The sequence below is a fragment of the Corynebacterium tuberculostearicum genome, from assembly GCF_022347385.1.
In the GTDB taxonomy this organism is placed as follows: domain Bacteria; phylum Actinomycetota; class Actinomycetes; order Mycobacteriales; family Mycobacteriaceae; genus Corynebacterium; species Corynebacterium tuberculostearicum_M.
This window is the reverse complement of sequence record NZ_JAKRDT010000001.1, coordinates 19255-44921: the sequence shown is the minus strand read 5'-3', so window position 1 is coordinate 44921 and position 25667 is coordinate 19255. Positions and strand designations below refer to the sequence as shown.

The window sequence follows — 25667 nt, the reverse complement described above, 5'->3', positions numbered from 1 at the left end:
GAGCGGCTTTATGCGTTTTAGAAGAGTTCTCGGGTAGCAATCTCCGCGCCCTCGACCAAGGACTGCAGCTTCGCCCAAGCAATCTGGGGGTGCAGGCGGCCGCCCAAGCCGCAGTCGGTCGACGCGATGACGTTTTCTGGGCCGACTACCTCCGCAAACTGGATGATGCGATCGGCCACGAGACGCGGATGCTCTACCGCGTTGGTGGAGTGAGAGACCACGCCCGGGTAAATCACGGTGCCCTCCGGCAGCGCGTGGTCCTGCCACACGCGCCACTCATGCGCGTGGCGCGGCGAAGCGGCCTCGAAGGAGAAACCGCCGACCTCGGCACGCAGGATTTCCTCGACGATATCCGCAAAAGGCACGTCGGTAACGTGCGGGCCGTGCCAGGAGCCCCAGCAGATATGCAGGCGCGTTTGTTCCTTGGGCAGGCCGGCGATGGAATCATTGAACACATCGATGCGCTCGCGAATAAAACCGCGGAAGTCCTCCACGGACGGCTCGGGATTGATTTGGTCCCAAGCCTCGGCCAGGTCGGGCGCGTCGAATTGCACAGTAAGCCCAGCATCGGTGATGGCCTGGTACTCGGTGCGCATGGCGCGGCCGACGTCGGCAAGCAGCTCATGCTCATCGTCGTAGTAGCGGTTGGTCAGGCGCGCGGCCGAGCCGGGCGAAAGGGCGGCGATGAAGCCAGAGGTGCCGGTTGGGAGGCGTCGGCAAGCAAGCGCACATCGGCGGCGACCTCATCCTGGCCGATGTAGGTCACAGGGCCGGTGAACTCTGGGTTCGCCACCTTGGCGCGGCCGGTGAAGATGCCAGAATCCGGGTCATTATAGGCCTCCGAGAACAGCGCGCGGTCGCGGCGATCAATAAACGACGTCAGCCGCGGCTCACCCGGCTTGGAGCGCACCACCTCGGCCGATTCCCAGCGGTCAGTATCCGTCATCGTCAACCCGCCCAGGCGGCTAAACGAATAATTCCACCACGCGCCATAATCCACCGCGCCAGAGGTGATATGGCCGTACTCGCCCTCGTTAATGATATCGAGGCCGAGATCGAGCTGCCGCTTGACGACGTCCGCTACCGCAGCCTCCAAAATCCCCTGAAACTCCGCGGCCGGCAGCTCCGCGCGCTGCAGGTTGGCTTCCAGCAGTTCCGGGGTGCGCGGCAGTGAGCCGACGTGGGTGGTGCGAATCTTTTTGACCATCAGGTTTCCTCCATCGACATAGACTGTGCTGTCTAGATTAGTGGAGGGTGCCTGCCGCCGCCGAGTTTAAATTCAGCCTAATATGCCCGCACCCATGGTGGCCTTGAGGTCGCCCATGAGGTTTCCGGATCGCTCCACACGCAGGTGGTCGCCGAGGATCATGGTGGTGGACTCGGAGCCGTCGACAAGCTCGAGGTACACATCCGACTCGCCCTGGTTTTTGAGCAGGACCTGTTTGAGCCGGGCAATATTTTCCATGGTGCACTGGTCCGTGCGCATGGTCAGGCGCAGCGGCAGACCGGCGCCACCGCCAGGGCCCAGCTCCGGCACGCGGATATCGGAGCAGAATAGCGAGCGGCGCTCATCACGCACCTTGACGTTCACTCGAGCGAGGATGATATTGTCCTCGACAATCTGCGGGGCGACGAGCGAGTACACCTTGTTGAATACCAGGATTTCCACCTGCGCGCCGTTGTGGTCTTCCACCGTGACAATGGCCCACGGCGAGCCATCGCGCTTGGAAAAGCGTCGGTCCACGCCCGAAATGATGCCACCGATGATGAGCTCTTGGCCGTTATGCACCTCGTCGTTGAGGATCTTGGTCAGCGGGGTATCCGTCTGCGCGGCTAGCGCCTCCTCGAAGCCATCGAGAGGGTGGCCGGAAACGTACAGGCCCAGCATTTCGCGCTCGAGGGCAAGTTCGTGTTTACGATCCCAGTTGTCTTCTGGGATATCCAGGGCAAAAGCGTTGGAGGCCGCATCGTCTTCTCCCCTGCCAATTCCAGCGAAGAGATCGAACTGGCCCTTATCCGCGGCCTTCTTGGTGGTTTGCACCGCATCCACCGCGTCCTCGTGGATGAGCATGAGGCCTTTGCGCGGGTGGTTCAAGTCATCGAAGGCGCCGGCCTTAATCAGCGCTTCTGTCACGCGCTTAGTGCAGGCGGCGAGCTCGATCTTGTCCAGGTAATCGCTAAAGGAGGTAAACGCGCCCTTGTCGTGGCGGGATTTGATGATGGATTCCACCACTTCCGAGCCCACATTGCGGATAGCGCCCATGCCGAAGCGGATATCCTCTCCCACCGCCTGGAAGTCCTCCTCGGACTCGTTGACGGACGGCGGCAGCACCTTGATGCCCAGGTGGCGGCAGTCCGATAGGTAGATGGCGGACTTATCTTTCTTATCGCCCACCGAGGTCAACAACGCGGCCATGTACTCCGGTGCATAGTAGGCCTTGAGGTAGGCCGTCCAGAAAGACACCAGTCCGTAGCCTGCGGCGTGGGACTTGTTGAACGCGTAGGACGCGAAGGGCTCGATGGTGCCCCAGAGCGCATCCATGGCGGACTTGGAGTAACCATTTTCTTGCATGCCACCCCAGAACTTGTCGTACTGCTGGGCCAGCACTTCGGGCTTCTTCTTACCCATTGCCTTACGGAAGCCATCCGCCTCACCGGCCGTGTAGTTGGCGACCTTCTGCGAGATACGCATGATCTGCTCCTGGTAGACGATGAGACCGTAGGTCTCATCCAGGATTTCCTTGAGCGGCTCTTCCAACTCCGGGTGAATTGGAGTGATTTCCTTGCGGCCGTTCTTACGGTCCGCGTAGTCCCAGTGGGCGTTCACACCCATCGGGCCCGGGCGGTAGAGCGCAAGGGAGGCCACAATATCCTTAAAGCCGGTCGGCTTCATGCGCTTGAGCAGCTCCTGCATGCCGCCGGAGTCGAGCTGGAAGACGCCCAGCGTATCGCCGCGCGAGAGCAGGTCATAGACCTTGGAGACCTTGGGGTCGTCGGCATGCAGCTGCTCCAAGTGGATTTCTTCGCCGCGGTTGCGCTTGATGTTTTCAATCGCATCGCCGATAACGGTGAGGTTGCGCAGGCCCAGAAAGTCCATCTTCAGCAGACCGATGGCCTCGCAGGCCGGGTAATCCCAGCCGGTGATATAAGCGCCGTCGGCCGGGCGCTTCCACATGGGGATGTGGTCCATGAGCCGGACCGAAGCCATAATCACCGCACAGGCGTGCACGCCCGCCTGCCTGACGACGCCCTCCAAGCCCCGCGCCGTGTCATAGATCTTTTTCACATCCGGGTCGGATTCCACCATCTGGCGGACCTCGGCGGCCTCGGAGTAGCGCTCGTGGTCCGGGTCCGTGATGCCCTTAAGCGGAATGTCCTTGGCCATGATGGCCGGCGGCAGCGCGCCGTTGATGCGGTCGGCCATCTGGAAGCCGGGCTGGCCAAAATGCACCTTGGCCGAGTCCTTAATGGCCTGCTTGGTTTTCACCGTGCCGAAGGTAATCACCTGCGCCACCTTGTCCTCGCCCCAGCGCTCGGCCGCATAGGTAATCATTTCACCACGGCGGCGGTCGTCGAAGTCGATATCGATATCGGGTGCGGACGGGCGCTCCGGGTTCAAGAATCGCTCGAAGAGGAGATCGTGCTCCAGCGGGTCGATATTGGTAATGGTCAGCGCATAGGCGACGAGCGCACCGGCCGCCGAACCACGGCCCGGCCCCACACGAATACCCACGGAGCGCGCGTGCTTAATGAGCTCGGCCACGATGAGGAAGTAGGACGGGTAGCCCTTCATCTCGATAACGGAGATCTCATACTTGGCGCGCTCGATATATTCCTCCGGTACATCCTGGCCGGGGAAGCGCTTTTGCAGGCCCTCCATCACCTCATGGGTGAGCCAGGAGGTTGGGGTGTGGCCCTCGGGGACGTCGGCAATAGGCATGCGATCGTGGGTGTGTTCTTCCCAGATCTCGCCGTAGTCCTGCACGCGCTCGGCAATCCACAAGGTGTTATCACAGCCATCTGGAATCATATCGTCCCAGGTCTCGCGCATCTGCGCGGCCGACTTAATGTAGTAGCCGGTGCCGCCGAACTTGAAGCGGTCCGGATCCATGAAAGTCTTGCCGGTCTGCACGCACAGCATCGCCTCGTGCGCCGGCGCCTGGGACTCCAGCACGTAGTGGCAGTCGTTGGTCACCAGCGGCGGCAAGTCCAGCTTGCGGCCGATTTCTAGCAGGCCATCGCGCGTGCGCTTTTCGATGTCCAGCCCATGGTCCATCAACTCCAAAAAGAAGTTGTCCTTGCCGTAGATGTCCTGCCACATGGCCGCGGCCTCCAGCGCCTCGTTGAACTGGCCGAGGCGCAGGCGGGTCTGGACGTCGCCAGAGGGGCAACCGGTGGTGGCGATGATGCCGTCGGCATGCTCGGCGATGAGCTCGGCGTCCATGCGCGGCCACTTGCCCAACTGGCCTTCATAGGAAGCCAGCGAGGACAAGGTAAAGAGGTTGCGCAGGCCGGTGGCGTTCTCCGCGATCATCGTTTGGTGGAGGTAGGCGCCGGACGCGGAGACGTCGTCGCGCTTTTGATCCGGCGTGCCCCACAGCACGCGCTTTTTGTTGAAGCGGGATTCGGGCGCCATATACGCCTCGATGCCGATGATGGGCTTGACACCGGCACCGGTCATGCGGCGGTAGAAGGCATCAGAGCCATACATGTTGCCGTGGTCGGTCATGCCGACGGCCGGCATCTCCTGGCGAACCACCTCGTCGGCCAGCATATCGACCTTGGCCATGCCGTCCAGCATGGAAAACTCGGTGTGGTTGTGCAGGTGGACGAAGGAGGAGTTTTTGGCCATGCGGCTCATCATAGCGGGGCGGTCAAAATGGGCTATTATTTTGTGATGCTCTACACGCTCGCCGCCTACATCATGTGGGGATTTTTCCCCGCGTTCTTCCCCCTGTTGCTGCCGGCATCGCCGCTGGAAATCTTGGCTCACCGCGTGTTGTGGACCGCGGTGCTGGTCACGGGATTTTTGCTCCTCAGCGGCCGGTGGCGCGAAATGGCGCGCATGGACAAGCGCACCTGGGGTTGGCTTGCGGCCGCGGGCGTGTTCATCACGGTCAATTGGGGTACCTACGTGGTGGCGATTAATAGCAACCACGTGGCCGATGCGGCGCTGGGGTATTTCATCAATCCCCTGGTGTCGGTCGCCCTCGGCATGGTGTTTTTGAAGGAGCGACTGCGGCCGTGGCAGGCCGGCGCGGTGGGCGTTGCGGCCATCGCGGTGCTGTACTTGACGTTCTTTACCGGCCAGGCGCCGTATATATCGCTGCTATTGGCGTTCAGCTTCGGCTTTTATGGGCTGCTCAAAAAGCAGGTCCGGGTGTCCTCGGCCGTCTCGGTCGCGGCGGAGGCGCTCGTGATGTCACCGCTGGCGGTGGGCTACATCCTGTGGCTAGAAACAAGCGGCCAGGGCACATTCGCCAGCGAGGGAGTCGGCCACGCGCTGCTTTTGGTCAGCGCCGGCTTGATTACCGCGCTGCCGCTCCTCTGCTTTGCGGAGGGCGCACGGACACTGCGCTTATCGACGATCGGCATGCTCCAATACCTCACCCCCATCATGCAGATGCTGTGGGCTCTCTTTGTCACCCACGAGCACTTTTCGACGCACCGCTGGATCGGCTTCGGCATCATCGGCGTGGCGGTGGCGATTTACGTCGCCGACTTGGTGCGCATGGCTAGGAGCGCTTAAGTTCCTCGCGGGCGGCGCGGGCGCGGCGACGCGCCGCCTGTTCCTCTTCTGCGCGCAGCGCCCAGCGCGGCATCACCACGACGAGAAAAATGCCATAGGCACATACGATCCCGGAAAACACCAGCGTCATCGGGGTGCCGCCGGTGACAAGGCCGATGAAAAGCGCGATGCCGGAAACCACCACCGCGACCCACGCGGCGATATAGCCAAATTTGTAGTTGGGCATCCACTGCGAAAAGGGCTGGCGTGAGGACATAGGTCTAGTCTACGCGGTGGTCGTATTCGTGGGCCCGGTATCGACGAGGTCCGGTGGAGGCGGATCCCAAGGGTTGACCCAGCGCACGCCGCGGGCAGTGCGCTCGAAGCGGCCATTGCGTGGCGGGCCGGTGCGATGATCATCGTTGCGACCGTTGTGGTAGGCGCAGGCGGTGGTGAGGTTCTTCGCATTGGTCCACCCGCCGCCGGCCCAACTGAAGATGTGGTGAACCTGGCACTCATCGGCGGGCTTATTGCATCCCTTGACCGGGCAGGTGGGATTTTCCGCCGCGGCCATCATGAACTGCTTCCAGGTGGCCCCACGGCGCATGCGGTACAAGTTCACTGGGCCCTCTACGGGGTGGAGCAGGGTGACAAATCCCTCCTCGGCAAGCGCACGCTGGGCCAATTCAGCACCCGTAATCTGCGCGCCATTGGTCATGGTCAACACCACATCGTCGCTGCCATGGGCCACGCCAACCAACTTATCCAGTGGCACCACAACGTTGGTGCGCACGGTTGCGGCGGCGCCGGTACCGGCGCGGAAGAGGGAGGCGACGTCGGCAAGCGAACCGGCATGCTGGTGCAACTCGGCGATGAGTGCGGACGGCCCAGTGATGGACAGCGTCCAGGGTTTGCCGGCGGCGCGGCGCCGCAACCGCACCCCCGGCTTGGGTTCGCGCGGCGCGCGCATCTCGCGCAGCTTTTTGCGAGCACGCCTTTCCATCTCCCGCGTATCGCACGCGATATGGGTGAGCTCGGCGCGCAGGGCCCAGGCGCGGGCTTGCGTGGGCGCGCGCCGGGCATGCTTTTCGATGACCGCCAGCGTCGGCAGCGAATGTCGGTTGCGGCGGGCCCCGTCCACCGCGCGGCGTTGGCGGCGGCGAAAGCTGGTGGTCCCGAAGTAGACCTGCGCGAGCTGCGCTACGGATTCTGCTTCTGCGTCGGGCATGCCAGCGGCGGTAAGGTCCGCGGCGGAGGCGTCGGCGGCCTCGGCGAGGAGGTCCATCGCCGAGTTGAGCGCCGCGATATAAGCCCGAATGTGTTCCATGCCCTCGATGCTAAAAGCGCTGGGCGGCCACCGCGCGCCACAGGTCCCAGGAGGGCGATATTAGCTGGGAGGGCGGATGGCGAAGCTGCCCCAGGCGGCGTCCGCGGGTGCGGGTTCGACGGCGGCGACGGAGGGGGTGGAGGCGACGTCGGCAAGCTGCGCGCCCGACCCCCACACCACGGCGGCGCTCACCGCGGAGGGGCGCTGGCCATAGGAGGCATCGATGCGGTCGAAGGCGCGTTGGATGACAGCGGCGCGGTCCTCGCCGGCGGTGGGTTCGGGGACGTCAATGGGGGCGGTGGAGCCGATAAGGATGGCATCCATGCGCGGGGCGGCGGCGACGGCGGCCGCGGCGGCTACGGGTGGCAAATCCTCGTCGAAGGTAACAAGGGCGTAGGCAGGCGCGTCCGGAATGTCGCTACCGGATACGCGCGCAATATACTCCGCGCGCGTCTCGCCATCCGGGCCGAGCTGATCGCCTTGTACTTGCGAAGAGGCCTGGGTCCCTAGGGCGCCAAAAAGCGCGAGCGCGGCCAAAAAAAGCACCGCAAGCACCGCCAGGGCCGCTAGCCGACGCCGCCGGTAGACCTTCCTCATCCCCGCAGAACCTCCAAAGCGTGCTCGAGATCGGCCGGGTACGGCGCTTCAATCTCGAACCACTTGCCGGTGCCGGGGTGGGTAAAGCCGAGCTTTACCGCGTGCAGCCATTGACGCTGAAGCCCAAGGCGCTTAGCCAAGTTGGGATCCGAGCCGTACATTGGGTCGCCCACGCACGGGTGGCCGGTGGCGGACATGTGCACGCGAATCTGGTGGGTGCGGCCGGTCTCTAGGTGCACCTCGATGAGGCTGGCCTCGCGGAAGGCCTCGATGAGGCTGTAATGGGTGACGGCCGCTTTGCCGTCGTCAAGCACGGCGAATTTCCAGCCCGACTTGGGGTGGCGGCCGATAGGTGCATCGACGGTGCCCTCGATGGGATCCGGCAGGCCCTGCACCACGGCGTGGTAGGTCTTTTTCACGCTGCGGTACTTAAAGGCATGCTTAAGCGCGGAATAGGCGCGCTCCGAAGAGGCCACGACCATCACGCCTGACGTGCCCACATCGAGGCGGTGCACGATGCCCTTGCGCTCGGTCGGCCCGGACGAAGCCACGGTATAACCGGCCGCGCGCAGCCCGCCGATGACCGTCGGCCCGTCCCAGCCCACGCTGGGGTGCGCGGCCACGCCCACCGGCTTATGCACGCAGATGATATCGGCATCGCTGTAGAGCACATCCATGCCCTCGACCAGCTCTTCGCGCGGCAGCAACGGTTTTTCTGGCTCCGGCAAAAGTACCGAAACCACGTTGCCGGAGGTCAACCGCTCGGATTTGCCCAGCTCCTGAGAATCAATGGTCACGCTGCCCTCGGCGCACAGCTGCGCGGTGGCGCTGCGGGAAAGGCCGAGGAGCTTGGCTAGGGCGGCGTCGGCACGCATACCCTCTAGGCCTTCAGGAATGGGGAAGCTGCGCATCTGCCTATTCATGCTCGGCCTTCCTTTCCTCCAGCACCATGGCGATGATGAACAGCACCACGCCGCAGGTAATGGCCGCGTCCGCAATATTGAACACGGCGAAAGAGCCAACCGAAATATAGTCCACCACGTGGCCGAACCAGAAGCCGGGGGCGCGGAAGATGCGGTCGGCGAAATTACCTAGCGCACCACCGGCGATGAGCGCTAAGCCCACCGCCTGGCCGGAGTGGGTAATGCGCGGGGCGGCAATGGCCACGCCGAGCACAAAGATCAGCTGGATGGTGGTAAAAAGCCACGTCGATCCCTCCCCGCCCATGGAAAAGGCGGCGCCAGGGTTAAAAAGCAGAGTAAACCGGAACCAATCCCCAATGACCGGCAGGGGCTCGCCCTCCGTGAGGACGGAGAGCATTATTTGTTTCACGGCTTGGTCCACCAACGCCACGGCGATGACAACCGCGGCGATAAGTCCTGTCTTGCTCCTTCGTTTTTGACTCACCCGCTCTATTCTAAACGGGAGCGTCCGGTATTTTGGTAAGCGTGTTTCGAGTCAAAGTTTTTGCAGCCCTGACCACAGCCGCCGTGGCGCTTACGGCGTGTTCCTATGAAAAGCCGGGACCCGCGGTAGAACAGCCCGTGGGCCTGACTATCGACGCTCCACGCGTCACCGTGGACAATCCCGGCACCGGGGAGAAAAAACTCCTGGAATACCGCGATATCGACTCCACGCAGGACGTGAACTACCGCGTTACCGAGGGTTTTTCGCAGGACCTGCTCAAAAAGTCTGCGGCCGAGAAGTTTCAGGCCTCCGACGTCGATTCCACCACCACTACCCTGCCGCTATCGGCCAAGGTAGATAAGGCTAGCGAGGACGTTGAAGATCAGCTGCCGGCCACCCGCAATGCCTTCGTCACGGCCGGTGCGCCGGAAACTTCTGGCGACACCGACGTCTCTTCGGCCGAGGGATTTCAATTTGGCTGGCGCGGTCAAAATACTGGCCAGATGAATTCGCTGCGCCTGGCCGCACCCCAAGACGCCACGGATGAAGCCCGTGGCTCTGTCGAACAGGCGATTATGAAGCTTACGGCCTTACCCGTGGTTTTCCCCACCGAGGAGGTAGGCAAGGGAGCGAGCTGGACGGTGGATTCGCGCGTTACCGGCGAGTCCACTCTGCTGCAGACCACGCGCTATACGGTCGATTCCATCGAGGGCGACCAGGTCAAGCTCAACGTAGAGGTAGAACAGCGGCCGTCGCTAGGCGCACTGTCCTTTGAGGGCCAGGCCCAGGGCACGGAGTTGGAGGACAAGGAGCTCAAGGTTGTAGACTCCAGCACCCAGTCCAAGGGCAACATCACGGTAGACCTGAGCAAGCCGCTGCCCGTGGGCGGTGACGTGTCTTTCGACACGAAGGTCATCTATGGCGCCGCCGGCTCGGAGCTGCGCGTGGTGCAGTCGAGCCTGACGGAGCTGAACTTTTCCTAATTACTCGGCCGGTGCCTCAACGGGGGCCTCGGCTGGCGCTTGCTCGGCGCCGGCAGCCGGGGCGTCGCCTTCAGCCGGGGCAGCATCGCCCTCGGCCGGTGCCGGGGCGGGTGCGGAGGCACCGGCGCCGGTATCCGCGCACATCTCCGGAACCTGCTCCGGCGGCACGGTGTTTTGGATGAGCGTGCAAGCCCAGGCCTTGGAAAGCTTCCAGGTGCCATCTTCGTAGACGAATTCCACCTGGTCAGCGGTCTGCTGCTGGCCGTCAGCGGTGGTGAAGTTCACGGTGGTCAGCACGGACTGCGGGTCATAGCCCGGAAGTACGGGATCGACGACCTCGAACTCGGCGCCGGATTCCGCCTTGGACTGTGCCATGGTGTCAAAGATTTCCGGTGCGGTCTCGCCGCCCTGCACGGTGGCGGTCTTTTCCTGCTCAGAGGCGTTCGGATCGGTGGCCTTGGCCAAGATGGCGTTGAGGTCCGCCGGGGATGGCAGCGCTGGGGCGGCGGAATCGCCGTCGGAAGAGGCGGATTCCTGCGCCTCGGTGTTGGTGGCGGCGGTATCGTCCTGCTCGTCGTCGGAAGAGCAGGCGGCCAGGGCGGTGGCCGCGGTCAGTGCGAGGCACGCGGCGCTAAACTTGCGGAATTTCACTTCTAACTCCTCACGTCTGGGTTCTAAACTCCCATCAGTTTACAGCTGCACCAGCCTTTTCCGGGCTGCGCCCGCCGCGTGGGCGGAGATTTCTTTAACCTTGAGTGCATGACCCGACTTGCTTTGATCGCCACCGGCGGCACGATCGCGTGCACCACCGTGGCCGATGGTTCCCTGGTTCCCACAATCTCCGGCGCGGACCTTGCCGCTGAAATCGACGCCGAGGTAGTGGAGTTTCGCCAGCTCGACTCGTCCTCTATTACTTTGGCGGACCTCGATGAGCTCATTGCGGTGGTCAATGAGCACACCGCGCGCGAGGACATCGGTGGCGTGATCATCACCCATGGCACCGACTCCATGGAGGAAACCGCGTTGGCGTTGGAGATTTTCTGCGCAGGGGCAAAACCCATCGTGCTTACTGGAGCGCAGCGCGCCTACGATCACCCTGCGGCCGACGGCCCCACCAATCTGCGCGCTGCCCGCGAGCTAGCGGCCAGCGGGCGCCCTGGGGTTTTCCTCTGCTTCGGCGGCGAGACCATCCCGGCGCGCGGTGCGCGCAAGCGACACACCAGTGACCTGCGCGGGTTTGAGTCGCTGCCGGTTCCTGGCACCACCCCGCGTTTGCATCCTGCCCCGCTGGCGTCGCAGCATATCGAGATCATCCCCGCCTATCCGGGAGCGGGGCGCCTGCTGGTCGACGCCGCCGTAAACTCCCCCGCCTCCGGTCTCATTGTGGAGGCCATGGGCTCGGGAAATATGGGCGAGGGCATGGGCCGCGCGCTTGCCGACGCCCTCCACGCCGGCCTCCCCGTCATCATTTCTACCCGCACCCCCTATGGCCCGACGGCGCTGGCTTACGGTGGCGACGGCGGTGGCGAGAGCCTGGGCAAACGTGGCGCCATCAACGCCGGATGGTTCCGCCCGAGCCAAGCGCGAATCCTACTCGCGGCGGCGCTAGCCACCGGTACCGATCCGGCAGAGCTTTTTGCTCAGGAGGGCTAGTCCTCGCTGGTCAGCCAGTCCTGCCAATCCAGTGAGTCGAGCGGGTCTGCTGGCACGAGCGCGGGATCATTAGCCGCGAAGGATTTGGTGCGGCCAGGACCCGTGGCGCGGGTTTCAAAGCGCACGCTGACCACCCCGTGGCCGGCACCTTGAATCCAACCGTGGCCGTAATCGGGGTGGAAGACGTCTTGCGTGGCGTGCCACTGGTTATCGGTTTCTTTTTCCACCGTCACCGTGGGCGCTGGAATGGTCGGCGTTGCGTCGTCACTCACCCCCGTCTCATAGTCCGTATCCGCCGGTGCAGGGCGCACTATTTCGCGGTCGAGCTCCGGAAAAAGCACGTCTTGGCGAGCGGCCTCCAGGCCGGAATAGCTCACCCCTACCAGGCGGATGGGCCCCAGCTCATCGGGGTAGCGGGCAAGCTTGAAGGCGGCGGCGGTGAGCACGGCGGCGTCGTCAGTCGCATAAGGCAAGGTGGTCGAGCGCGATTCGATATGAAAATCCGCCATGCGTAGCTTCACCGTTACGGTGCGCGCCCCGCGCCCATCCTTAAGCAGCCGGCGGTGCGCACCCTCCGCAGCCCGGGCGATGGCCGCATCGACCTCCGGGGCGGTCTGCAGGTCTTTCGGATAGGTGTGCTCAGTAGAAATCTGCTTAGAAATAGCACGCGGCGCCACCTCACGGTCATCGATGCCACGGGCTAGCTGCCACAGCTGCAGCCCCACCACGCTGCCGATGGAAATCTCTACTTCCTTGCGCGTCATCGCCGCAAGCTGCCCAATGGTTTCTACGCCGATGGACTTGAGCTTCGCACCAGTCACCGGTCCGACTCCCCACAGCTTGTTCACCGCAAGGGGGTGCAGCATATCTAGCTGGCGCTCCGCCGGGATAACAAAGGTGCCATCAGGCTTCGCTTCGCCCGATCCAATCTTGGCAAATTGCTTGCCCGATCCCGCCCCAATGGAGCACGGCAGACCCGTTTCCTCCCGAATGAGCGCGCGCAGCTCATCCGCCCAGCGCTTGACCTCCTCCGGGCTCGCCCCTTCCAGGGCGGCGGGTTCCATAAAGGCCTCATCGATGGAAAGTTGCTCGATGACCTCCACGTGTTGCGCGATGATGCCAAATACGCGGCGCGAGGCCGCCGAATACACCGCCCGGCGCGGCTGCACTACCACCGCGCGAAGTCCAACAAGCTGCTGCGCGCGGTACATCGGCATGGCCGAATGCGCACCGTACACGCGCGCCTCATAGGAGGCGCCAGCCACCACGCCGCGCCCACTGGTACCACCCACCAAGACGGGACGCCCTTGCAAGGTAGGCCGGGTCAGCTGCTCGACGGAGGCGAAAAACGCGTCCATGTCGATGTGTAGAACCCAGCGTTGCATGCGGACCAGTCTAATAGGCGCGCTCACGGGTGCACTCCTGGGTGTTTGCGTGCCGTTAATTAAAGCTTTTATTTCTTTCCATCTCCACGTCACCCACATGCAATATTACGGCCTTATCTTTTTCGAGGTTATTTCTTGAAGAAAGTATTTCGCTGATTATGAACTCACCCCACGTCATCTTGCGCGGCGTTAAGCGCGAATTCGCCGATAATACGGGCCTCCACGAGACCGATCTAAGCATCAACCGCGGTGAATTCATCTCTATTCTGGGTCCCTCCGGCTGCGGTAAGTCCACCCTGCTGCGTTGCATAGCCGGATTAGAAACGCCTGACTCGGGAACCATCTCTTTCGGAGAGATGGAGGTATTTGGTCCACGAACCAACGTGGCCGTCAATAAGCGCCGGCTTTCGATGGTCTTCCAGGACCTCGCACTGTGGCCGCACATGACGGTGGAAAAGAACATCGAGTTTCCGCTGACCACCCCAGGCAATAAGGTGGCAGCAGGCCAGCGGGCCGAGAAGGTCCGCGCCTGCATGGACATGGTGGGCATCGCTTCCAAGGCGAAGGCGCGGCCGAACCAACTTTCCGGTGGCCAACAGCAGCGCGTTGCCATCGCCCGCGCGTTGGTTTCTAATCCAGATGTCCTGCTTATGGATGAGCCGCTGTCCGCCCTCGACGCCGCGCTGCGCGTGCAAATCCGCGCAGAGCTCACCCAGCTGGCACAGGAGCTGGGGCTGACGGTCATCTACGTCACGCACGACCAAGCCGAGGCACTTGCCATGTCGGATCGCGTCGTGGTTATGAATCAGGGCCATATCGAACAATTCGCGGATCCGGTCACCCTTTACGAACAGCCGGCCACCGATTTCATCGCTGGCTTTGTAGGCACCATGAACCGCCACCCACAGCTGCCCAATGTGCGTCCAGAAAATCTCACCGTCACCACTGCGGAGGAAGACACCGGCGCCTCCCCGCGCCGGGTCGAGGCGCAGGTTCTTGGCGCTCACTACATCGGTGGGCGCTACGAGTTGCGCTGCGACGTCCCCGGGGCGGAGGAACCCTGGGTGACGTATTCACCGCATCGCTTCACTCGCGGCGAGACCGTCTACCTCAACTATCCATCTTCTCTTTCTGCATAGGAGCCACACATGTTTACCAAGAAGTTCACCGCCACCATCGCCACCACCGCTGCTGGTGCGCTCGCCTTGACCGGTTGCGGATCCGTCGAGGACAGCGCCGATACCGCCACCGACCAGTCCACCTCTTCTGCCGAAAAGTGGCAGGCACCTGAAGGCCTGTCCGGCGAGGTGGATTACTACTCGGCTAACCCGCAGGGGCTTACCGACGCCCTCGTGGAGGCCTTCGAAGAAAAGACCGACGTCCACGTCAACGTCTTTGCCGATACCACCGGCAAGATCACCGCCAAGCTCAAGGCCGAGGAAGCCAACCCGCAGGCTGACGTGGTCTACCTCGCCTCCTGGGCGGCAGCTAGCAAGCAGGAAAAGTCCGGTGCCCTTGAAAAGTACACGCCGGAGGGAGCGGACAAGGTTGTTCCCAAGTGGGCGTCGGAAAGCGGGGCGTTTACCGGCCGCGATGGTTCGGCCCTAGCGCTGGTAACCAACACCAACGTCGTGGACGAGGCCCCGAAGGACTGGGAAGATCTCACCGATGAAAAGTACAAGGACCAAATCATCATGCCGGACCCGCGCGAATCCGGTACCGCAGCCGACCTCATCGCGGCCATGGTAGATCAGTGGGGCGAGGAGAAGACCTGGGATCTCTTTGACAAGCTCTTTGACAACGGCATGATCGTCCAAGGTGCCAATGGCCCAGCGCTGGACCAGGTCACCTCCGGTTCTCGCGGCATCGTCCTCGGCGGCGTTGACTACTCCGCATACTCCGCACAGAAGAAGGGCGAGCCGCTCGAGGTTGCTATCCCAACCTCCGGCACCACGGTTACCCCGCGCCCAGTCATGATCCTCAAGTCCTCCGATAACAAGGAAGCAGCCGAGGCATTCGTGGACTTCATGTTCTCCGATGAGGCGCAGGAGATCTCGGCCTCCAAGAACATGATCCCGGCTAATAAGGACATCGCTCCAAAGAATGGCCCGAAGCTGGACGAGATTAAGACCCTCAACGATGACCTCGATGGCCTGGTTTCTCAGTCCAAGGACATCAAGGAAACCTTTGCTAAGCGCTACCTGAAGTAACCGATGAGCTCCACCACCACTCCCCAACGTCGCCTTGGGATCTACGGGGTCCTTCTCATCTTGCTTGTCCTCGTCGCCGCGCCGCTAGCCTCCGTGCTGGTCAACGCGGCCGTGGGCTACCACGATGAGCCCTCAGCCCTAGGCAGCATTGTCCAACCGGGCATGCTGCACATCCTTGGCAATACCATCTTGCTCTCCGTGCTGGTCGTGGCATTTGCCACGCTCATGGCCGCGCCGCTCGCCTTCCTCCGTTCGTGGACGCGGTTTAGCAGGGCCAATTGGATCGAGATCGTCATCATGATCCCGTTTATGACCCCGCCCTTTGCGGCGGCGATGGCGTGGATGGATTTCACCCGCCGCGGTGGTGTGGCCGAGATGCTGCTCGGCCACGGCGCCGGCAAACTCGCCCACGATGCCATCTACTCGGTGTGGGGCATGGCCTTCATCATGGCCGCGGAGCTTTTCCCTTTCCTATATCTCATCCTGCGCACCTGCCTCAATTCCATTCCGGCGTCCACGCTGGAGATGGCACAGATAGCCGGCGCGAGCCGCTGGCAACAAGCCGTGCGCATCATCGCTCCGAACATAATCGGCCCCTTTTCCCTCGGCGCGCTGATTATCTTCATTAAGGCCGCCGGCGAGTTTGGCACCCCAGTTACGCTTGGCAACGCCATTGGCTACAAGGTGCTCGTCTCCTCCATCTATGAAGACGTCACCATCGACCCCCTCGATTTTTCCAGCGCCGCTGCCTCCTCGTCGGTGCTCTTTGCCATCGGCGTGGCCGCCTGGGCTTTCCAACAGTGGATTTCACGCCGCGACCTCTCCGGCGGTGGCCGAGTAAGCCGCCCCGTACATATCCGCCTCGGCTCGGTCGGCACCGTCTTCGGCGCTGTGGTGACCGCAATAATCTTCATGGCCGCGGTGGTCATCCCCTACCTTTCCATCACCTTGGCCGCGATGACCATTCTGCGCTCGGCCCCGCCTACGCCTAATAACCTCACCTTCGATTACTTTTCCATCGTTGTGCAGATGCCCACCGCTCAAGAGGCACTTGTTCGCTCCATCGGACTAGGCGCCCTTGGCGCGACCACCGCCGTTGCTCTCGGCGTCCTCGTCACGGTGCTCACCCGCCGCCAAAGCACCATTGCCGCAAAATTCAGCGATTTCTTGGCCATCGCCCCCGACACCGTACCCGGCATTGTCCTGGCCATTGGATTTATTTTGCTGTGGAACTCTCCCTGGCTGCCATGGTCGCCCTACGGCACTATGGGCATGCTAGTTATGGCCTTCACCGTGCTCTTTTTGCCCATGGCCATCCAAAACATCAAGGCTTCAGCAGAGTCCGTCTCCCCTACCGTCTACGAGGCCGCTGCAATTTCCGGCTCCTCCACTTTGCATACCTTTGGGCGCATCACCCTGCCCCTGCTTGCCCCTGGCATCTTCGCTGGCTGGCTCCTCGCCTTCTTCGTAGGCATCCGCGAGCTGGTCATGTCCTCGCTCATTCGCCCCAGCCAGGTCAACCTCTTGGCTCCGTGGATTATGAACCAATTCGATCAAGGCCACCGTGCCGAGGCCATGGCTATGACGCTCATCGGCGTCGGAACCTCCACCGTTGTCTTGGTAGCTATCACCTGGTGGCAAAACCGGAAGGCCGCACATGCCCGCTAGCATTTTTGTCTTTGCCGATCTGCACCTAGGCCGCCCGGGCGCCCCTGGGCTGGACTGGGCCCTGCAAGAACTCGAAGTTGCCGCCAATAGTGGAGCCACGGCGTGCGTGTGCTTGGGCGATATCATCGACCGCAACGCTGAGGCGTCCGAATTCGTGCCCCAGGCCCGCGCCGTAATGGCCCACGCTGCCACACTATTCGGCGAGGTCCACTTCATTTCTGGCAACCACGATACCCACCACAACCTGGACTTCCCGCCCGAGGTCACAGTCCACGGCACGCAGGTGCACACCTTTCGCATAGGAAACACCACGGTTCTAACCGCAGCGGTGGCCACCGATCCGGACCCGCGCCGCCTCCAGCTTCCGCCGCGCCCGAGCGACGGCCCCGTCCTCGGCCTCCTACATTCTTCCGTCACCGGTGAGTTTTCTAAAGGCACCTGCCTGCCGCTTTCCGTGGCTGAGCTACAGGCCTGCGTGGCCGATGCCTGGATCCTTGGGCACGTCCACACCCCGCACACGCTTGCCGACGCCCCCTTCATCGGCTGGGTCGGCATGGGCCACGGCTTACTCTTCCACCCCGATACGTGCCACGTCACACGTTTGCCTAGCTAGATCCGTTCCCCACAAAGTGCCACCACACACTTGCTTGCATGCAAGCTTGCATGCAAGATGGATGCATGTCCAATGAACGAATGCAGCCCGCCGCGGAGCGCGCCTATGACTTCGTCAAAGAGAAGATCATTGACGGCTCCTTCGAGCCCTCGCAGATGCTTTCCGAGGCCTCCCTGGCTACCGAAATGGGAATTAGCCGCACCCCGATGCACGAGGCTTTCCTGCGCCTAGAGGTCGAAGGCTTTCTACAGCTCTACCCCAGGCGGGGTGCGCTCATCGTGCCGATCAGCCCGCAAGAAATCCGCGAGGTCTATGAGGCACGCTTGCTCGTGGATAGGCACTGTGCTGAAAAGATCTGCGCAATGTCTGATGCCGAGCGCGCGGACATCGCTGATCAGCTGGACGCGACCATCGCGGAGCAGGACACTGCGTTGGATGGTGCAGACCTGCATGCCTATACGCATCTTGATGCGCGTTTCCACCAGATCATCATGGATGGCGGTGCCAATAGCCTGCTGGCTGGGCTGGGACACCAGCTGCGCGAACGCCAGCAACGTTTTACCGCCACGGCCATTGGCCGCAACGTGGCCCGCGCCCGCACCTTCGTGGATCAGCACCGCACGCTTGCCGATGCCCTCCGCACCGGCGACCTCGACGCCTACCTTTCCGCATTGGACACCCACCTAACCAACTCGAGGAATCAACTATGACCGAAAAGTTTGCCAAACACTCATGGTTTCCCGTCGCTGGCAGCATGGTCGCTGTCGCGTGGGGCGGCAATGAGTTCACCCCTCTCCTAGTCATGTACCGCGAGGAGTCACACTTCTCGCAGGTCACCGTCAATGGCCTCTTGGCCGCCTACGTGCTCGGCATCGTGCCTGCGCTGCTGATTTCTGGCCCGCTTTCGGACTACATTGGCCGCCGCCCCACGATGCTGCCTGCCGCGCCACTATCGCTGCTCGGTTCCTTCCTTCTGTCCATCGCACCGAACGAGCCACTCGTCATCGCCGTGGGCCGCATCATGTGCGGCTTGGCTTTGGGCATCGTCATGGCGGTCGGCTCCACGTGGGTGGCAGAGCTCATCACCCGCGCTGGCGGCGATCCCGCTGCCGGCCCGCGCCACGCCTCGATGTGTCTGACCTTAGGCTTCCTCATCGGCGCCGGCCTCGCATCGGTGCTGGCCCAGTGGGGTCCGTGGCCGACCCACTTGGCGTATATCCTGCACATCCTCCTCACCGTTGCCACCGCTATCTGGCTGATGAAGACCCCGGAAACCCGCCCGCCGCGTGGCGCTACGGTAAAAGACACCTTCCTTGACTTAAGCATCCGCGACATGCTGCGCATGCTGCACATTCCCTCCGCAGCGCACCGCCGCTTCGTGCGCATTGTTCTGCCGGTCGCACCGTGGGTCTTCGGCTGCGCTGGCGCCGCCTATGCCCTCCTGCCCCAGCTTCTGTCCGAGTCCGCTGGCGATGCCCCCATCGCTTTTTCCGGCCTGATGACCGTTATCACCTTGGGCTGCGGCGTTGGCATCCAGATGCTCGGCAAGGTTATCGATACCAGCCGCTCCGCCCGCGCTTCCGCAGTTGCCATGGGCGTTATCACCGTGGGCACCATCCTCGGCGCGGTTGCCTCCCATACTCGCTCCCTGCCGCTCGGCATCGCCGGTGCCGCTGTCATGGGTGCAGGCTACGGCCTCGCCCTTGTCGCCGGTCTCTCCGAGGTCCAGCGCATCGCCCGCGCCGAAGAACTCGCCGGCCTCACCGCCGTGTACTACTCGGTCTCCTATACCGGCTTCTTTATCCCCATGGCCTTCAGCGCACTCGCGCCGCTGCTCGGCTTTACCACCCTATTCCTCATTGGCGCCGTGCTCGCACTGTGCTGCCTCGTTAACGTCGTCCTCGGCTGGCGTGCTCACCTGCCCGGCCCGGTCCGTTAAGTCCTATCACTCATAAAAAATTGCCCAGCCGCTAAGGCTGGGCAATTACTTTTAGGTGGCGGCTAAGGCGCTACTGCTTAACGACGGTAGCCTTAACCCCCTTCACCACCTCGTGCACGTCCGCACCATCAAGCGCCTCGGTGGTCACCTGGAAATCGGTGGCGAGCACTTCACCGGCGATGTGGTCGGCGTGACGCTCCGCCCAGGCCTTCTTCTCCTCTGGGACAGAGAGCACGGCCGCGATGCGGTCCGAGACCTCGAACCCAGAAGCCTTGCGGGCATCCTGCAGGCCGCGGATAACGTCCGCTGCCCAGCCTTCGGCCTCGAGCTCTTCGCTCACCTCGGTATCGAGTACTACCAGGCCGTCAAGGCCCTCGATACGCGCGGTGGACTTCGGATTCGCTGCCTGCAGGCGCTCGGTGTACTCATCCGGGCCAAGCACGATTTCGCCGTCCACTACGACCTCTTCGCCGCGGCGTTCGTAGTTGCCCGCCTTGAGGTTCTTGATGGCGCGCTGCACGTCCTTGCCCAAGCGCGGGCCGGCGACCTTCGCGTTGCAGACAACCTGGAAGGTGCCTACCGAATCGACGTCGTCAGTGAGCTCAACTTCCTTAACGTTGACCTCGTCGCGGATGATATCGGCAAAGTCCGCCAGGCGCTGCGCCCCATTGAGAGCCACCGTCAGCTTCGGCAGCGGCAAACGGTTGCGCAGCTTATTGGACTTGCGCACCGAGGATGCAGCCGAAGCGACCGCGCGAGTCGCATCCATCGCAGAGACAAGACCTGCATCGGACGGGTAGTCCGCAGCCTGCGGGTAATCCGCCAGGTGCACCGAACGCTCACCGGTCAGTCCACGGTAGATAACCTCTGCCACGTGCGGCAGCAGCGGTGCCACCACGCGAGTCACGGTCTCCAGCACGGTGTACGAGGTATTAAACGCCTCAGGATGGGCGTCCTCGCCCTCCCAGAAACGATCGCGCGAGCGACGAACGTACCAGTTGGTCAGGACGTCGGCAAACAGGCGCACTTCTTCGGTTGCCGTGGCGATATCGGTATCGGCAAGCGCCGCGTTGACATTGGCCACGACATCGTGGGTCTTGGCCAAGATATAGCGGTCCAAAACATGCGTGGAGCTGGTGTCGAACTTTGCTTCCTTCTCTGCGTAGAGCTGCAGGAAGGTATAGGCATTCCAGATAGGCAAGATCGCCTGGCGCACGCCCTCGCGAATGCCCTGCTCGGTCACGATGAGGTTGCCTCCGCGCAGGATAGGCGAAGACATCAGGAACCAGCGCATGGCATCCGAGCCATCGCGATCAAAGACCTCGTTGACGTTCGGATAGTTGCCCTTGGACTTAGACATCTTAAGGCCATCGTTGCCCAGCACGATGCCATGGGCCACGACCTTCTTATACGCCGGGCGATCAAAAAGCGCGGTGGACAGCGCGTGCATCACATAGAACCAACCACGCGTCTGACCGGAGTACTCCACGATGAAATCGGACGGCGAGTGGGTCTCAAACCATTCCTTATTCTCGAATGGGTAGTGCTTTTGCGCAAAGGGCATCGAGCCGGACTCAAACCAGCAATCCAGCACGTCTGGCACGCGGCGCATCATCGACTTACCGGTCGGATCATCCGGGTTCGGGCGCACCAACTCGTCGATATGCGGACGGTGCAGCGACTCCGGACGGACACCGAAATCGCGCTCCAGCTCATCCAAGGAGCCGTAGACATCCATGCGTGGATAGTTGTCATCATCGGACATCCACACCGGGATAGGCGCACCCCAGTAGCGGGTACGGGAGATATTCCAGTCGCGCGCACCCTCGAGCCACTTGCCAAACTGGCCATCTCGGATGTGCTCCGGCAGCCACTCAATCTCCTTGTGGTTGAGCTCCACCATGCGATCGCGGAACTCGGTCACCTTCACGAACCAGGCCGGCAGCGCCATGTAGATAAGCGGCTCGCCCGAGCGCCACGAGTGCGGATAGGAGTGCTCGATGGTTACGTGGCGCACCACTCGCCCAGCAGCCTTCAAGTCCTTGATGATGTCCTTATTCGCATCAAAGACCAGCTGGCCCTCATACGGCGGAACCTGCGAGGTGAACTTACCGTCCTCATCCACCGGGATGACCAGCTCGATGTCGTACTGATTGGTGGTATTCATGTCGTCTTCACCAAACGCAGGAGCCTGGTGTACCACACCGGTGCCGTCCTCAGTGGTGACGTAATCAGCGATCAAAACCTGGTAGGCATTGCGCAGATCCGGGAAGAAGCCGAAGATAGGCTCATAGGTAAAGCCCTCGAGTTGCGCGCCGGTAAACGTCTCCAGTACCTCGGCCTCCCCTAGTTCCTTCTCCAAGGTGGCCAACAGGTTTTCCGCCATGATGAAGGTACGGCCATCAAAATCGCCCTCCGTAGCCTTAAAGAGCACGTAAGTAACCTCTGGATGAACCGCCAAGGCCTCGTTCGAAGGCAAGGTCCAGGGGGTGGTGGTCCAGGCGAGGAAGGAGGCGTCGGCAAGCGCAGGGTGCTCCGCCAACGTCTTTTCTGCCGCGCTTCCCGCGCGCGCGCCCTCCACTGGGAAGGTAACGGTCAGGGTTGGATCCTGGCGCATCTTATAGGAATCGTCCAGGCGGGTCTCCTGATTGGACAAAGAAGTGTGCTCCGCCCAAGAGTACGGAAGAACTCGGAAGCCCTTGTAGATGAGGCCCTTGTCATAGAGCTCCTTGAACGCCCACATGACCGATTCCATGTAGTTGATATCCATGGTCTTGTAGCCGTTGTCAAAGTCCACCCAGCGGGCCTGGCGGTTGACGTACTCTTCCCACTCGTCGGTGTATTCCAGCACGGACTTAGCGCAGTATTCATTGAACTTTTCCAAGCCCATGTCCTCGATCTGCGCCTTTTCAGTGATACCCAGCTGCTTTTCCGCCTCCAGCTCAGCGGGCAGACCGTGGGTATCCCAGCCGAAGACACGAGGCACGTAATTGCCAGCCATGGTGCGATAGCGCGGGACGATATCCTTCACATAACCGGTCAGCAGGTGTCCATAGTGCGGCAAGCCGTTTGCGAATGGAGGGCCATCGTAGAAAATGTACTCTGGGCAGTCCTTGGTCTTTTCTAGCGAAGCCTGGAAGGTATCATCCTGCTTCCAGTACTTCTGGACTTCCTCTTCCATATCTGGGAAGCGGCTGGAGCCGCCAGTCATGTCGACCTTGGGGTAAACCTTTTTCGCCATAATTATCCTTCACTCTTAACACGGTGCAGGGACGCGCCATCAAGGCTCGCGGTACCACCCTGCTTGAGCCCGAAGGCTCCGCTTCGTTTCGGTGAAGGAGTTGACGGTCCCACCCGTCCAGTTCTACTGGGCCACACTGGCTGTTCTTCTGAATTGCTCCCCGGTGATGGCCGGATCACTGCGTGTAGGCCACAGTATAGCGCCCCAGAATCTTCGTGCACAATAAGTTATCCACAGGCGAAAAATTTTCCCTTGTGGGGGCTTGCGCGGGGAAATAAATTGTGAGTCGTGAACGCGCTAGATACTTACCTCGCAGCCATGGCACCCGGGATGGACATCGTCCTCGGGTGCGCAGGCATGTCCGAGGACGACCTCTGCGCGCGTGGCGCCGCTGAAAAGACGGCCCGCGAGTTGGCATTGCTCAAAGAGGCGTACTGCGGCACGACCAAGTTCACAAGGAAGCGTCGTCGTGCTATCGAAGGAGCTCAGCACAATGGGCATTCCATCGTTGCGTTATCCATCATTGAAAAGTATGCACGCAAGATGCCCACGCTTTTCGACGCATGGGTCCTCCGCGAACAGCTATGCACCACCAAGGCCACAGCAGCGGCACTAGAAAAGCTGGCGCAATCCAAGGTTCCGAAGAAAAAGCGCAAGGTAAAGCCTGGTGTACGCATCATCCGCCGCAAGGATGCGCCGTGGACGTTAGCTATCGACGGCTCGTCCTCGTTCATTGCAGACCTCCACGCGGCGGTGGAGAACCAGGATAAAAAGCCGCTGGATGTGGTGGAAGATACCTTCTTCGGCAGCGATACGGGGCAACGAAGCACGGTGGTAACCAATGTCATCGTGCGCTTGGAAGACTACGTGCGCATCGTCAACGGTGATGGCGAGGAAATCACCTTGCAGATGACCAACGGAGCAACGCTTACGGGAGCGCAGTATGTGCGCCGCACGTTAAAGGAGCATGGGCTCATTACCCTGGTGAGCCCCTATGAAGGCGCGGTGAACCTGTACCGCACGGAGCGCTTCGCCAATGCTAAGCAGCGGTTGATGGCGGGTGCGGAAAATCCGGTATGCCCATGGCCGCGCTGCGCTAAGCCTGCCGACGAATGCCAAATTCACCATCTGGAGCCGTGGTTGCACGGTGGATTGACCAATATCGCGAACTTATCCACAGCTTGCGCGTACCACAATGGCGCCAACGATGACGATCCCAATGCCCCTCCGCTGCGCGGGCGACTTGCCCGTACCAACGGACAGATTCGGTGGCAACCGCCCGATTGCTAGAACCCGACTGCGAAATAAGGCGCCTCGCGCGCCTTATTGGCATGCCTGCATGCGAGAGATGTGGGGCCGGCGGTGCTAGTCCTCGCGGAAGGCTGCGCGCAGCGCCTCCTGCTCGGGGGATTCAGTTGCCTTGGCTTTGTCGGTGCGATGTTTATGCGCCCAGTCCAGGATGAAGCACACGAGTCCGATGCCGGCGGCGGCAAAAACGATATACAACGACCAGTCGGCTCCCGAGATAACGAAGTTGACCAAGGCCACGAATGCCACGAGGGCGAGAACTAAAGCGGCAACGAGCACAGTGGTTCCTTTCGGTAGGAGCGGGCTAAAGCACGACGGTCTAAAACAACAATAGCGCCCCCGCCGCGGTGGCGGGGGCGCTAGGAAGAACGGGGTGGCTTAGTTGTTGCCAGCCTCGCCGTTCGGTGCGGCGGTGCCGCGGGTAGCCAGCTCTTCCAGCTGAGACTCCAGCAGGGTCTTCAGGCGAGTGCGGTACTCACGCTCGAAGGTGCGCAGCTCGGAGATGCGAGCCTCCAGTGCGGTCTGCTGCTGCTTGACGGTGTTCATAACCTCGGTGTGCTTGCGCTCGGCATCAGCCTGCAGGGACGCGGCCTTCTCCTCAGCCTGACGGATTTGCGCCTCTGCACGGGAGGAAGCATCAGACTCGGTCTGCTTTGCCTTAGCCTCAGCGTCAGATACCAGCTTCTTGGAGCGGGAATCTGCGTCCTGCAGCTGGGCGTCGTACTTCTTCTGGGCGTCGGCAAGCTGTGCCTTGGACCGGGAATCTGCATCGGTCAGCTGCTTCTCGGCTGCAGTGCGTGCCTCGGACAGCATGGACTCGGACTCCGCACGAGCCTCGGAGGTCAGGCGGTCTGCCATCTCCTGTGCCAGACCCAGAACGCGGGCAGCCTGCATGTGGGTTTCCGGGGTAGCCAGGCCATCGGCGGTCTGTGCAACACCAGCACCTGCGATACCCGCTGCCGCTGCACCAGCCTTGGAGGAACCAGCTGCGGAAGCGGACTTCTTCAGCTCGTCGTTTTCCTTCTTGGAAGCCTCGAGTTCCTTCTTAGCCTGTGCTGCCTCCGCGCGGGCTGCCTCTGCATCCTTCTTCGCCTGAGCAGCCTCCTCGCGGGCTGCCTTCAGGTCTGCAGAAGAGGAAGCAGCAGCGGAGCCAGACGCCTGCGCCTTGGAAGCCTCAGCCTGGGCAGCCTTAACCTGCTCCTGTGCCTTCTTGGTCTCTTCCTTAGCGCGGGAAACCTCGGACTTGGAGTCCGCCAGCTTGGTTTCGTACTCGGCGCGCAGCTTGGCCTCAATCTCCTTGCGCAGCGCAGCCTCATCGGTGCGGGTGGAAGCCGCAGTTGCGGTACCAGCAGCACCGGCGCCAGCACCCGCCTTGGCCTGGGAGTTCAAATCGCTAACCTGCGCCTGCAGGTCTTCGTTCTCATCCTGCAACTGGGCAAGGGCGTCCTCTACGAGGTCGAGGAACTGATCCACCTCGTCTTCGTTGTAGCCGCGCTTGCCAATCGGCGGCTTGCTGAACGCGACGTTGTGAACATCAGCTGGTGACAGTGGCATGTCTTCTCTTCCCCTTCAGGTTGGTACAACCCCGGAGCTTCCAGGGCCTTAGGA

Annotated in this window: 21 protein-coding genes and 1 pseudogene; 10 read left to right on the top strand and 12 right to left on the bottom strand. The window is 62.0% G+C overall.

Going from position 1 to position 25667, the window contains the following annotated elements; translation table 11 throughout:
• Window positions 1-17 precede the first annotated feature (17 nt).
• Both MHK00_RS00195 and dnaE read right to left on the bottom strand, forming a co-directional pair.
• Window positions 18-1207: pseudogene (locus MHK00_RS00195) on the bottom strand (cobalamin-independent methionine synthase II family protein).
• Between the two features lie 72 nt (window positions 1208-1279).
• On the bottom strand, window positions 1280-4852 hold the full coding sequence (dnaE, locus tag MHK00_RS00190; RefSeq protein WP_250409986.1) for a DNA polymerase III subunit alpha: 3573 nt from the start codon (window positions 4850-4852) through the stop codon (window positions 1280-1282).
• A gap of 27 nt (window positions 4853-4879) precedes the next feature.
• Here dnaE and rarD point away from each other — a divergent pair, with 27 nt between their 5' ends.
• Window positions 4880-5749, top strand: a complete 870-nt coding sequence (gene rarD / locus MHK00_RS00185) for an EamA family transporter RarD (protein WP_250409985.1) — start codon at window positions 4880-4882, stop codon at window positions 5747-5749.
• On the opposite strand, the gene MHK00_RS00180 is transcribed toward rarD, so the two are convergent.
• Genes MHK00_RS00180 through lspA form a run of 5 tightly spaced genes read right to left on the bottom strand, consistent with a single transcriptional unit; the run spans window position 5736 to window position 9059 of the window.
• A complete protein-coding gene (locus MHK00_RS00180; RefSeq protein ID WP_005324562.1) occupies window positions 5736-6005 on the bottom strand; it encodes a hypothetical protein in 270 nt (89 codons plus the stop codon). The two genes, rarD and MHK00_RS00180, sit on opposite strands and share 14 nt — an antisense overlap.
• 9 nt (window positions 6006-6014) lie before the next feature.
• A complete protein-coding gene (locus tag MHK00_RS00175; protein WP_250409984.1) occupies window positions 6015-7055 on the bottom strand; it encodes an HNH endonuclease signature motif containing protein in 1041 nt (346 codons plus the stop codon).
• A gap of 60 nt (window positions 7056-7115) precedes the next feature.
• On the bottom strand, window positions 7116-7652 hold the full coding sequence (locus MHK00_RS00170) for a hypothetical protein (protein ID WP_040425205.1): 537 nt from the start codon (window positions 7650-7652) through the stop codon (window positions 7116-7118).
• The gene (locus tag MHK00_RS00165) at window positions 7649-8575 is read right to left on the bottom strand and encodes an RluA family pseudouridine synthase (RefSeq protein WP_250409983.1); all 927 of its coding nucleotides are present in this window, start codon (window positions 8573-8575) and stop codon (window positions 7649-7651) included. Before MHK00_RS00165 ends, MHK00_RS00170 begins: the two co-directional genes overlap by 4 nt.
• Complete coding sequence (gene lspA / locus MHK00_RS00160; protein WP_436232057.1) at window positions 8568-9059, bottom strand: signal peptidase II; 492 nt, start codon at window positions 9057-9059, stop codon at window positions 8568-8570. Before lspA ends, MHK00_RS00165 begins: the two co-directional genes overlap by 8 nt.
• 41 nt (window positions 9060-9100) lie before the next feature.
• Between lspA and MHK00_RS00155 the strand changes: the two genes are divergently transcribed.
• Window positions 9101-10042: a hypothetical protein gene (locus MHK00_RS00155; RefSeq protein ID WP_250409982.1), complete on the top strand. Its 942-nt coding sequence runs from the start codon at window positions 9101-9103 to the stop codon at window positions 10040-10042.
• Here the strand turns inward: MHK00_RS00155 and MHK00_RS00150 are convergent, their stop codons facing one another.
• A complete protein-coding gene (locus MHK00_RS00150; protein ID WP_005324554.1) occupies window positions 10043-10693 on the bottom strand; it encodes a WKL family lipoprotein in 651 nt (216 codons plus the stop codon).
• Between the two features lie 108 nt (window positions 10694-10801).
• Here MHK00_RS00150 and MHK00_RS00145 point away from each other — a divergent pair, with 108 nt between their 5' ends.
• Window positions 10802-11695 (top strand): asparaginase, encoded by an 894-nt coding sequence (locus MHK00_RS00145; protein WP_250409981.1) that lies wholly within the window; start codon window positions 10802-10804, stop codon window positions 11693-11695.
• Here MHK00_RS00145 and MHK00_RS00140 read toward each other — a convergent pair.
• The gene (locus tag MHK00_RS00140) at window positions 11692-13080 is read right to left on the bottom strand and encodes a DNA polymerase IV (protein ID WP_250409980.1); all 1389 of its coding nucleotides are present in this window, start codon (window positions 13078-13080) and stop codon (window positions 11692-11694) included. The genes MHK00_RS00145 and MHK00_RS00140 overlap by 4 nt on opposite strands.
• 158 nt (window positions 13081-13238) lie before the next feature.
• Here MHK00_RS00140 and MHK00_RS00135 point away from each other — a divergent pair, with 158 nt between their 5' ends.
• The 6 genes from MHK00_RS00135 to MHK00_RS00110 all read left to right on the top strand — a co-directional run bounded on the left by MHK00_RS00135 (window position 13239) and on the right by MHK00_RS00110 (window position 19510).
• A complete protein-coding gene (locus MHK00_RS00135) occupies window positions 13239-14219 on the top strand; it encodes an ABC transporter ATP-binding protein (RefSeq protein WP_250409979.1) in 981 nt (326 codons plus the stop codon).
• Between the two features lie 9 nt (window positions 14220-14228).
• Window positions 14229-15290, top strand: coding sequence for an ABC transporter substrate-binding protein (locus tag MHK00_RS00130; RefSeq protein ID WP_250409978.1), 1062 nt, complete (start codon window positions 14229-14231; stop codon window positions 15288-15290).
• Between the two features lie 3 nt (window positions 15291-15293).
• On the top strand, window positions 15294-16958 hold the full coding sequence (locus tag MHK00_RS00125; protein WP_250409976.1) for an ABC transporter permease: 1665 nt from the start codon (window positions 15294-15296) through the stop codon (window positions 16956-16958).
• Complete coding sequence (locus tag MHK00_RS00120) at window positions 16948-17571, top strand: metallophosphoesterase (protein WP_250409974.1); 624 nt, start codon at window positions 16948-16950, stop codon at window positions 17569-17571. The genes MHK00_RS00125 and MHK00_RS00120 overlap by 11 nt, the downstream gene beginning before the upstream one ends.
• 65 nt (window positions 17572-17636) lie before the next feature.
• Window positions 17637-18281, top strand: coding sequence for a GntR family transcriptional regulator (locus MHK00_RS00115; protein WP_005324538.1), 645 nt, complete (start codon window positions 17637-17639; stop codon window positions 18279-18281).
• A complete protein-coding gene (locus MHK00_RS00110) occupies window positions 18278-19510 on the top strand; it encodes an MFS transporter (protein WP_250409972.1) in 1233 nt (410 codons plus the stop codon). The genes MHK00_RS00115 and MHK00_RS00110 overlap by 4 nt, the downstream gene beginning before the upstream one ends.
• Window positions 19511-19580: 70 nt before the next feature.
• On the opposite strand, the gene ileS is transcribed toward MHK00_RS00110, so the two are convergent.
• Window positions 19581-22751, bottom strand: coding sequence for an isoleucine--tRNA ligase (ileS, locus tag MHK00_RS00105; protein ID WP_250409970.1), 3171 nt, complete (start codon window positions 22749-22751; stop codon window positions 19581-19583).
• A gap of 288 nt (window positions 22752-23039) precedes the next feature.
• Here ileS and MHK00_RS00100 point away from each other — a divergent pair, with 288 nt between their 5' ends.
• Window positions 23040-24041: an HNH endonuclease signature motif containing protein gene (locus MHK00_RS00100; protein ID WP_250409969.1), complete on the top strand. Its 1002-nt coding sequence runs from the start codon at window positions 23040-23042 to the stop codon at window positions 24039-24041.
• Between the two features lie 75 nt (window positions 24042-24116).
• Here MHK00_RS00100 and MHK00_RS00095 read toward each other — a convergent pair whose 3' ends face one another.
• Together MHK00_RS00095 and MHK00_RS00090 are read right to left on the bottom strand one after the other, a co-directional pair.
• Entirely contained in the window at window positions 24117-24338 is a 222-nt protein-coding gene (locus MHK00_RS00095; protein WP_250409967.1) for a zinc-binding dehydrogenase, read from the bottom strand.
• Window positions 24339-24437: 99 nt separating this feature from the next.
• A complete protein-coding gene (locus MHK00_RS00090) occupies window positions 24438-25613 on the bottom strand; it encodes a DivIVA domain-containing protein (protein WP_250409965.1) in 1176 nt (391 codons plus the stop codon).
• Window positions 25614-25667: the final 54 nt, after the last annotated feature.